This is a genomic window from Massilia rubra (genome assembly GCF_011682065.1).
Lineage (GTDB): Bacteria > Pseudomonadota > Gammaproteobacteria > Burkholderiales > Burkholderiaceae_D > Telluria_A > Telluria_A rubra.
In genome coordinates, this window is record NZ_VUYU01000007.1 from 250,716 (window position 1) to 261,051 (window position 10,336).

The window sequence follows — 10,336 nt, forward strand, 5'->3', positions numbered from 1 at the left end:
TTACTATTCGACAATTCCATCATATTCTCTATTTGCTTTCCTGAGATTAACTCCTGGAGGGACACCTATGCTGCGAAGAGAATTCATCGCCACTGTCGCCGCCTTGGGCGCAGTGAGCGCATGTGCGGTGACGCCGCCCCGGCCTGATCTGGAACTGCCCGATGTCGGCCCGGCGTTGGCAGCACAGATGGATGCGCTGCTTATTTGGCTCGACAGCGCCACGCCCTGGCGCTCCTTCTTGTCGACGTCGCTCAATATCCTCATCCCCGCCAGGCTGGACGACGCTGCCCCGAGCTTGCTGCGCATCTATTCTGGAAAAGAACTGGCAAAGATCCGCTCGGTCGCGGGTTTCGAAGACTTTGGTGGCAAGCGCCTGATCGAACCCGGCAAACCAGCTCTGAGCTTGCTGTACTTTGCGCTAGCCAGTCCGCGCGTCAGGCTGCCCTCGGGTACGCCCAAGGATCATTATGCATCCCTGGCGCAGCTGGAAGACCTTGAAAATTACATCGTCGTCGCCGCGCCGCTGGATGACAGCATCCTTGACCTCGACAAGTATGCAATCGCCGTGTTCGCCTACGAATTCCGGCCGGGTGCAAAGACGCCGCACAGGCATCACGCCGACATGGTGTACTCGCGCACCGGGGTCAGCCGGGTCGGCACGACGCGCCACCATTGGGACAGGCAGCATCGCCGCTTCAGCAATATCCCCGCGCCGGAAGAGCCTGGCCTGAGCGGGACCCAGAACGCGTCTGTGACGCCCGCCCGCTTCGCGCTGTTCCTGGCGCAGGTAGTCGAGCAGGACAAGGCCCATTTTATTGGCGAGCACTTGCGCGACTGGAGCTATCAGTTCCTGCTGCCGGTGCGCAAAATCGTCACCGGCGATCCGCTGTTGCAAGGCCGCCAAGTGATTTTCAAGCAGTACCACCGCGACGAGAAACTGGCACGCCTGCTCAGCATGCGGGTAATCGGTGATGAACCTCTGGTGCTACCCGCGACCGTGGCATTCCAGGGAACCCAGCCCCCGTTTCTGCGTGTTACCTGCAGCACGACCGCAAGCACATCCCCGCTCCAGCGCGACAATACCTTCGGCACCGACCAGCAACTCGTATCGCTGGTGCCCGTTGCCTCGTCGGTATTGCTGGAACCTTTCCCGGCGCCGATGGTGCGCGAAGCCGCCCAGCGTATCAACGGCAAGCGCGAACGCCTGCGTTTTCGCGTGCCCGCATTCTACGGTGAGTACAACAACAAGATCAGCAACCGGCGCTACACCACGCTCAAGGTGATCGAAAATCCGGTGCGGGAAGCCGTGGGCTTTGGCGTGGACGACATCGTGTTTAGCGGCATCCGCACCAACACCAGCTTCGTCGCGCCGCGCAACGGGCCGACCTTCGTGAACATCCGCTACCAGGTATCCGAATCCGATGGCGAATCGGTGACCTACCTGGGACCCGGCTGCGGCGTAGCGGACTGGGAAGGGAAGATCAAAACAGGGAATTACTGGGCCGCACTGTTCCAGGATAATCTGTGCGACGGCTGCGTCAGCGCGGACCTGTCGCCGGCGCAGTGCATGCCGAATGCCGCTGCGCTCAACTTCGAGCAACTGCTGGCCCGGCCGTTCCTGCCCGCCTTTTCACTCGTCTCGGCCCCCGATTTCCTGCAGTCGGTTGATGGCATCGACCTCAACAAATACGATGATCATTTCCTGGAGGGTGGCACCGAAACGGTCAGCGGCGCCCGGGTCCGGGCCAACCCGCACCTGCTGCTCCCCGGGACGATGGGACGCGCGTTTCCACTGCGCTTCCCGAAAGGCGAGACGATCCGCCCCGATACGGCGTTAACGGTGACGGCGGTGGTATCGGCGGCAGCGGTGGCTCCCAAGCTGCACGTGTTGCGCGACTACGAGAGCACCAACTCCCTGCCCGACACGGCATCGAATGTGTTTGCGCCTGGATGGGACATCACGTATTCGAATACGGGCACCAACAACCAGTTCTATTTCGCGTCCTTCGGTCTGGGCTCGCCTTTTCCGGAAGATATGAAACTGTGCGCTGCGGCCAATGGCATGTGGCCGGCCTCTTCACCCGATGCCGCACGCACCTTTTCGCCCAGCCTGGAAGGCGTGTACACGCTGGCGCCGTCAGCGGTCACCAGGACGTTTACCCGTCGACCGCCGACCGCGGTTCCCCTGCTCGACAGCGAGCTGGGAATACACAGCACAAGTCCGGCCGTACAAGACCAGCTCTTGCCGGCCTCGACCGGGTGGGATGGCGAGTGCGGCCCGTTTCTCATTGTCGACAATGGCGTACTGGAAGTCAATTTCACCGATATTGGCCGTGCAGACTATGTTCGCAATTTTTTCAGCGAACACAATACGATGCGCATGGATGCGCTGCAAAACATCAAGGCCGAGGAGCTGATCGGCCGCATGGGCGCGCTGCGCACATGTATTCGCTACTTGCCACCCTACGTGCCCTTGAAGCAGGTCCGGCTGTCGGAGTTGTGGCTGGTCAGTGCCGAGCTTGTGCCGGACTGGAACCTCGGCGCCCTCGGCCATGGCATCCCGAAGCAGATGGTCGGGAACGACAAGCTCTGGGCAACCACGTCGCGGCTCGGCCCCGTGTCCGGCCGCGGGATGCTCTTCGTCTTTGCGGAGGGCGCCAGCGCTTGCAGAGACGCTGCCGGCAAAGCGAGTACGCGCCGCATCGCCAGTTGCAAGAGGGTATTCGTTTGCCAACTGGCGCAAACAAGTGCGAATCCGGATGACTGGAAGCTGGCGTGGACCGCCATCCAGGCGCCCGGCGGCCCTGGGCCTTCCTCCTGGCATGTGCCTTGATGGCGGCGCTGCGCGCCTGCGACGTCGTGATTGCGGGCGCCGGTCCGGCCGGCTTGGCTGCTGCCATCACATGCGTGCAAGGGGGACTGCAAGCTTGCATCGTGACCAGGTCGCCACTGCCGGCGCGCACCCGACCCAGCCCGATGCAAAGCCTGCACCCGAAAGCCATGCCACTACTGGCACAGCTGGGCGCCGCGCCGGTACTTGACGCCTGCACCGAGGCCCTGTTCGACCGGATTGCGTCAGGCTCGGCCACCCACACGTTTTCCGCCTACGGGCCGCTGCCGGTCTACGGCTACCACGTCAAGCGCGAAAAATTCGACCAAGAGTTGTTGAACATCGCGATGCAAGCTGGAATTCCAGTCTACTTCGACCCGGTCGGCGATGTCATTGTCGACGATGGCCATGTGGTGGGCGTGATTACCAGGAGTGGCGCGCAACTGCATGCGCGCGCGGTCATCGACGCGACCGGCTATGCGCGGGTGCTGGCGCGCCGGCTGGGCCACGTGTCGAGGCCGTGTTCGCCGGCGTTCGTGGTGCATACCGGCCTCATCGATGCCGACGCGGCCTTTCCCATGCGCGGCGCAACCCGCTTCGAAGGCCGTGCCGATGGCTGGTCCTGGTTCGCCACTGCCGCAAGTGGCGCGGTGACGTGGACCAGCTTGCATGTTCGCGCAGCGCCGCACGACACCACGACGCAGCTTGCACGCTGCTCGGTTCCTGGCTCGGTGAGCGCCTTCGACGCCAGCTGGAAGCTGACCCGTCCGCTGGCCGCGCGCGGTATCCTGATGGCCGGCGAAGCCGCCGGCCGGCTCGACCCTGCGTGGGGGCAAGGAATCGTCAACGCGCTCGAATCCGGGATCGCGGCTGCCGCGACAGTGCTCGACAGTGCAGCGTCGCCCGCTCTCGCAGCATGGCTGTGGGCCGACTACGACGCTTGGTTTGTGGCGCGCCACGAAGAAGCATGCGGCGAACTGGGCAGCTACTACGCCCGTCAGGGAATTGCCATCCTGGACGGGCGATTCGTTTCTTCACCGTCAGGAGGCCTATGAAAATCCGTGCCAGCGCCAAGCGCCGTCTGTTGCTGAAAACCTCGTTCGGGGCGATGTTTCCCTTAGCCGGCTGTAGTTGCCCCCTACCGGGCCGGCCAGCGGTCGCTCTCCAGCCGAGCGGGCAGTTTCCGTTCAAGCCGGCGCGGATTGCGCCCAAGTCGATCCCGCTGCTGTTCGACGTGCACGCCCATTTCTTCAATGCAACCGATGTCCCGGTCAAGGGCTACCTGGCAGGTCCGATTGCGCACGAATTTCCGGAAGCCCTGCAGGCCGCTGTCAGGGCGGCGGCGCCGGTAGTGGAAGCGCTTGCGAACCGCCTCGCCATTTCGTGCGCCGACGAAATGGACAAGATCGCCACGCTGTTGGCACATGCACATGCGCTTGGCCTTGCGCCAGGCGCGGCCCAGCAAGCGCTGGTCGGCCTGATCGATGCCGATATCACACAGCACCAGCAGCGCATCGTGGCCGGGATTGTCAGCGCCGCCAGGGACAGCGATTTCGGGCGCTCGCTCGACGAAGCCGATGTGCGCTACCGGAGCCGACGGCTGGGGGGGCACGCCAACAAGCTGACCGGACCGCCGATTTCGCGCGACCTGGACCGGCTGTCAAGAGCGGTTGACCGCGAGTTCGGCAGTCCGCTCGATGGCCTGGTCGACCCGGACCTGGAGCGCGACGATCCAGGAAGCATCATCGCATTCATTGGCGTCATGCTATCGCCGCGCCACCACAACTTGCGCAAGTTCCAGCGTGGCTATTCGGTTGATGACAGCGCCGCCGGCGTCGACGCTTGTTTCCCGTCGATGGTCGATTTCGACCACTGGCTCGGCTGCCCGGACACGATCTCGTCCAAGCGCGACCAGATGCTGCTGCACGAACAGCTGGCGGTCCTCTCGGGCGGCTACGTGCTGCCGATCGTCTGCTACAACCCATGGACCGATATCCTGAACAATAATGCGTCGCTGACGCTGGTGGAAGAAGCCATTCGCGATCGCGGGTTCGTGGGGGTCAAGGTGTATCCGCCGATGGGTTTCCTGCCGCTGGGCGGCGATCCGAAGATTTGTGGCGACTTCAAATTCCCCGACGGCGAGGAAGTCCGCAAGCGGATGGCCGCACTGTTTGCGCTGTGCGAAAAATACGGCGTCCCCGTCATGTCCCATACCTCGCACTCGATGGGCCGCGACAGGCAACACGATGCCTTGCCGGGCCCGGTCAACTGGGGCGCAGTGGCCAGGGCATTTCCGAATCTATCGATCCATGCGGCGCATTTCGGCGGCAACCACTATGCCGGGGAAGATCGCTGGCCGGATCAATTCGTCGCGTTGATGGGCAGGGATGAAGGGAAAAACGTGTACGCCGACCTGGCCTATCGGACCGAGTTGATGGGAACCGGCGACGATGTCGAGCGCGCACGCAAGCTGCTCAGCGGTCCGCTAAGCAAGAGCGGTACGGAGTTGACGTATCGGCGCCTGATGTACGGCACCGACTGGCACATGATGGCCAAGATGCGCGGCTGGGCCGGCTATCCGCACGCGCTGGCTCGCTTCGTGGAGTCGTTCGATGCGGACCCGGCGAAACCGGCCCGGCACGCGGTGTTTTATGACACGGCGGTGCGCTGCTTCAAACTGCGAAAGACGGCGCCGGCGCCCGGGCAAGTGAGCACGACACGGCAGCGGCTGGAGGCATTTTATGCGCGCTGGCAGGTGCCGACGCCGCCATGGATGCAGACGCTGGACCGTCTTTGACGCCCGGCCTGATACAGGATGGGACTGCGATACTGGCCAGACGCGCGTTGGCGTGCGCTTACATCCGGTCCAGCAACTGCTGTCCGGCCCGCTCGCTGAGCACCAGTACCAGCTTGAGCCTGGCGCGCGTCATGCCCACGAACAGCTTGCGCAGGACCAGTTCGTCGATCTGTTCGAAGTCGATCTCGGTGAAAATCACCGCCGGCGCCGACTGGCCCTTGAAGCGGTACACCGATTCGGCCAGCAAGCCGCCCTCGCGGTAGATCGGGGTGCCGAACAGGTCGTATTGGCCGGTGAAGGACCTGAGCGTGTGCGCCTCGCTGAGCTTGTCGAGGCGCAGGATGGCCGACTTGTCGCGGCCGCGGAACGAGGCGATGGCGATATCGTGGCGCGCGAAGCCGGCGCCCAGGCACAGGGTGACAGCGCGCCGCGTCTGCGCCAGCATGGCCTCGGTGTCGCCTTCCGGATACATCAGCTCCTCGATCTCGGCGCCCTTGAAGGGACTACCGGCCTGGACCGGCGGATGGACGGCGCCGATCGAGGCCAGCATGTCGATAATCTGGCGCGGGCTGCGGAAGTTGGTGTCCGAATGCAAGGTGACCCAGCCCGGCAGCGGCACCGTGGGACGGCCGTACAGGTTCTGGTTGGGGTCTTCCAGCCAGATGGCGCGGCCCTCGTCCTTGAGCATGCGCAGCAGGATATCGCGCCAGGCCAGCGAAAAATCCTGGCCCTCGTCGACGATCAGCACATCGTATTTCCAGCTCTCCGGCAGGGCGGCGCCGGCCATGCGCGCTTCGATCTGGTCCCACACGCCGGGCGCGGCGTAGTCGGGGATGTGGCCCTGGGCGCGCAGGAAGGCGTCGCTGAGCATGTGGAAGGTCGCCACCCGTCCGCCGGCGGGAACGACTTGCCCGATATGGTCGGCCAGCGGCCGGTTGTAGCACACGTACAGGGGCGACAGGCCGGCGTCGATGGCCCCCGCGTATTCGGCCAGCGCCAGCTGGGTCTTGCCGCTGCCGGCGGTGCCGGACACGCGCAGGCGGAACGGGGTAAATTCCAGCTTGCGCGCCCAGGTCGCCAGCCCACCGGACAGGCGCGTAACCATGGCCGCCGCATTGCCGATCATGGCGCTCGGATCGGGCCGCAGGCTGAGCATGTTGCCGAGAAAGCGCGTCACTTTCTCGAACTGCTCGCCCGGCTTGCTGTCGGTGATCGGCAGGATCTCGCGGATCACCCGCGCCAGGCGGTCTTTATTGGTGGCGTCGATGATGTGGCGCGGGTCGATCCCCGCCAGCTGCGGACTACGCACCAGGTAGTCGGGGCAGTACAGCAGGTAGTCGATCGACAGCTCGCCGCCGAAGCGCTCGGTCAGGCCTTTGATGGAGCGCATCAGGTGATTGGCGACCTTGCGCGGCTTGCCCTCGTAGTGCTTGACCAGGCCATCGGCCGTTTCGTTGAGCAAGCCCGATTTCTGCTCGATCAGCAGCAGGCGCCCGCTCGGCGCGACGACGATGAAGTCGATCTCGCCGAAGGCGGAAAAGCCATTCTCGACATTGGTCCAGTGCACGCCGTGGTAGATGCGGTAGGGGGCATCGCCCAGGGTGCGTTCGAGATAGCCCAGCGTGTCGACCTCGCGCACGGCGCTGCCGGTGACCGCCATTTCTTGCCAGCCGGTGGGATGAATGTGGGCCATGGAAGCGCGTTGTTGTGGTGGTGCCTCCCATCATATTGCAAGAACGCGGCGGGGGGCGGAACGCAGGCGTGCGCGCGCGCGGCCGCTCCGGCGCCTGTTGCCCTTTCATGCAATATTGTGACAAATATCAACAAATGGCTTCGTCAGGCTTGCAAATTATGATTGAATGGGGATCCGCCGCACTTCCTCCCCGACTGGAATTTGCCGATGCGCCTCGCCATGCATGCCGACCTTTCGAACGCGCCCGGGGTGCGGGTGCGGCTGGCGGCGCTGGTGCTCGGCTCGGTGTTGCCGCTGGCGGCGATCGGGGTGTTCCTGATCGAAAATCTGTATGCCACCGAACGCCGCCAGCTGATCGAGGACACGCGCGCGCGGGTGCGCGCCATCACCGCCGCGCTCGACCGCGAATTCGACAGCACCATCGTGGCGCTGCAGGCACTTGGCACTTCGCGCATGCTGGAAGCGGGCGACCTGGCCGGCTTTCATTCGCGCGCCCGCAGCGCCCTGGTCAATATGCGCGCCGACAGCATCGTGCTGGTCGGCGCCGACGGCGCGCTGCTGATGTCGACCCGGCGCCCGTTCGGCCAGGCCTTGCCCAAGCTGCGCAGCACGCCGTTGCTGCGCAGCATCCTTGCCAGCGGCCAGCCGGGGGTGTCGGACCTGTTCATCGGCCCGCTCAGCGGCGACTATATCTATTCCATGGGCGTGCCCATCCGGCAGGGCGGCAGCATCGTGATGACGCTCAATGCCACCGCCACCCATGCCCAGCTGGCGCAAGTGCTGAAGGTGCAAGGCTTGCCCGGCAACTGGCGCGCGGCGCTGGTCGACCGCAACGGCCTGGTGGCGGCGCGCAGCCATGCCATCGAGAAATTCCTGGCCAAGGAAATCCCGCCCGCGCTCAAGGCGCGCCTGGCCGCGCACAGGGAAGATGCGGTCGAATCGCAGACCCTGGACGGCATCCGCGTATATACCGTGTTCAGCCGCTCCGCGTCGTCCGGCTGGACCGCCATCGTCGGCATTCCGCTCGATGAATTGACGCAGGGCTTGTACCGCTCGCTGCGCTGGCTGATCGCCGCCACCGTGGGCGCGCTCGGCATCGGCCTGGCGCTGGCCTGGCGCATCGGCGGCCAGATCGCCAGTTCGGTCCAGGCCCTGGTCGAACCGGCGCATGCGCTCGGCCAGCAAGCGCGCCAGGCGATTCCCCCCTTGTATTTCCGGGAAGCTAACGAGCTGGGCACGGCGCTGACGCGCGCCGGCCAGGATCTGCACGGCGCCCGCGCGGCGCGCCGCGAAAGCGAGGAACGCCTGGCCCTGGCCGCCAGCGCGGCGCGGCTGGGGATCTGGGTACGCGACCTCGACAGCGGCGCGCTGTGGACCTCGCCCGACTGGCGCGTCCTGTTCGCCTTCGACCCCACGCACGAGGTCGGCATCGACGACTTTATGCGGCGCATCCATCCGGACGACCGCGCCGGGGTGCAGGCCACCCTGGCGCAGGCGCTGGCCGCGCGCCAGCGCTACGAGACCGAGTACCGCATCGAACTGCCGGACGGCAGCTTGCGCTGGATCGGCTCGCAGGGCAATGTGGAGGCCGACGCGAGCGGCAAGGCGCGCCTGCTGCGCGGGGTCTCGTTCGACATCAGCACGCGCCGCCGCGCCGAACTCGACATCGAGCAGATGCGCAAGGAAGTGACCCACCTGGCGCGCGTGGCCCTGATGGGCGAGCTGACCGGGGCCATGGCGCATGAACTGAACCAGCCGCTCACGTCCATCCTCAGCAATGCCCAGGCGGCCCTGCGCTACCTGCGCCAGCAGCCGCCGCGCCTCGACCAGGTGCACGCCATCCTGGCCGACATCGTCTCGGAAGACGAGCGCGCCGGCCAGATCATCGAACGCCTGCGGCGCCTGTTCGACAAGCGCGAAACGCTGCCGCAGCCGGTCGCCATCGACACCCTGGTGGCGGAAGTGGCGCACCTGCTGCGCAACGACCTGATCAACCATGGGGTGATCCTGGCGCTCGACCTGGGCGCGGGCGCGGCCGTGGTCGACGCCGACAAGGTGCAGCTCCAGCAAGTGCTGATCAATCTGCTGATCAATGCCTGCGACGCCATGGCCGAGCGCGGCAAGGACGACAGCCTGGTGCTGCTGCGCAGCGCCTTGGGGCCGGAGCGCACGGTGCTGCTGAGCGTGTGCGACAGCGGCGCCGGCATCGCCCCGGCCGCGATGGCGCAGCTGTTTACGCCCTTCTTCACCACCAAGACGAGCGGCATGGGCCTGGGACTGTCGATTTGCCGCAACATCGCGCAGGCCCATGGCGGGCGCCTGTGGGCCGAGAACAACGCCGGCCCGGGCGCCACCTTTTACCTGTCCCTGCCGCTGCGCGCGCCACTGCCATGACGCCGGCCCAGACCGTCTTCCTGGTGGACGACCAGGCGCTGGTGCTGACCGCCCTGACGCGCTTGCTCGATGCGGCCGGCTATGCGGTGCGGGCGTTTTCCTGCCCGCACGCCTTCCTCGACAGCGGCGCCGCCCTGCAAGCGGGCTGCCTGGTGCTCGACCTGGACATGCCGCAGATGGGCGGCCTGGCCCTGCAGCAGCAACTGGCGGCGCGCGCCAGCATGCTGCCGGTGATCTTTCTCACAGGCCATGGCGACCTCGACAGTGGAATCCGCGCCATGAAGCTCGGCGCCGCCGATTTCCTGACCAAGCCGGTCGACGACGAGCGCCTGATCGCCGCCATCGAACTCGCTTTCGCGCGCAACCGCGAGGCGCAGCGGCGCGGCGCCGAGCGCGCCGCCATCCTGGCGCGCCTGGCGAGCCTGACGGCGCGCGAGCGCGACGTCCTGGAGCTGGTGGTCGAAGGCGCGCTCAACAAGCAGATTGCCGCCGCCCTCGGCACCGCCGAAAAGACGGTCAAGGTGCATCGCGGGCGCGTCATGGCAAAAATGCAAGTGCGCTCGGTCTCGGCCCTGGTGCGCCAGATCGATTGCGTGCGCGCCGGCGCGGCCGGCGAGTAAGA

Annotated in this window: 6 protein-coding genes; 5 read left to right on the forward strand and 1 reads right to left on the reverse strand. The window is 65.7% G+C overall.

Going from position 1 to position 10,336, the window contains the following annotated elements; all coding sequences use genetic code 11:
- The first annotated feature begins 103 nt into the window (after nucleotides 1–103).
- The 3 genes from F0185_RS13355 to F0185_RS13365 are packed head-to-tail and all read left to right on the forward strand — an operon-like array spanning nucleotide 104 to nucleotide 5,627.
- Nucleotides 104–2,833 carry a hypothetical protein gene (locus F0185_RS13355; protein ID WP_167225125.1) on the forward strand — a complete coding sequence of 910 codons (2,730 nt, stop codon included), beginning with the start codon at nucleotides 104–106 and terminating at the stop codon, nucleotides 2,831–2,833.
- Nucleotides 2,776–3,885 carry an NAD(P)/FAD-dependent oxidoreductase gene (locus F0185_RS13360; protein WP_167225127.1) on the forward strand — a complete coding sequence of 370 codons (1,110 nt, stop codon included), beginning with the start codon at nucleotides 2,776–2,778 and terminating at the stop codon, nucleotides 3,883–3,885. The genes F0185_RS13355 and F0185_RS13360 overlap by 58 nt, the downstream gene beginning before the upstream one ends.
- Nucleotides 3,882–5,627 carry an amidohydrolase family protein gene (locus F0185_RS13365; protein ID WP_167225129.1) on the forward strand — a complete coding sequence of 582 codons (1,746 nt, stop codon included), beginning with the start codon at nucleotides 3,882–3,884 and terminating at the stop codon, nucleotides 5,625–5,627. Before F0185_RS13360 ends, F0185_RS13365 begins: the two co-directional genes overlap by 4 nt.
- A 58-nt stretch (nucleotides 5,628–5,685) precedes the next feature.
- Here F0185_RS13365 and F0185_RS13370 read toward each other — a convergent pair whose 3' ends face one another.
- On the reverse strand, nucleotides 5,686–7,320 hold the full coding sequence (locus F0185_RS13370) for an ATP-binding domain-containing protein (protein ID WP_167225131.1): 1,635 nt from the start codon (nucleotides 7,318–7,320) through the stop codon (nucleotides 5,686–5,688).
- Nucleotides 7,321–7,539: 219 nt separating this feature from the next.
- Here F0185_RS13370 and F0185_RS13375 point away from each other — a divergent pair, with 219 nt between their 5' ends.
- Together F0185_RS13375 and F0185_RS13380 are read left to right on the forward strand one after the other, a co-directional pair.
- Entirely contained in the window at nucleotides 7,540–9,714 is a 2,175-nt protein-coding gene (locus tag F0185_RS13375) for a sensor histidine kinase (protein WP_229476984.1), read from the forward strand.
- Nucleotides 9,711–10,334, forward strand: a complete 624-nt coding sequence (locus F0185_RS13380; protein WP_167225135.1) for a response regulator transcription factor — start codon at nucleotides 9,711–9,713, stop codon at nucleotides 10,332–10,334. Before F0185_RS13375 ends, F0185_RS13380 begins: the two co-directional genes overlap by 4 nt.
- The last annotated feature ends 2 nt before the right edge of the window (nucleotides 10,335–10,336 follow it).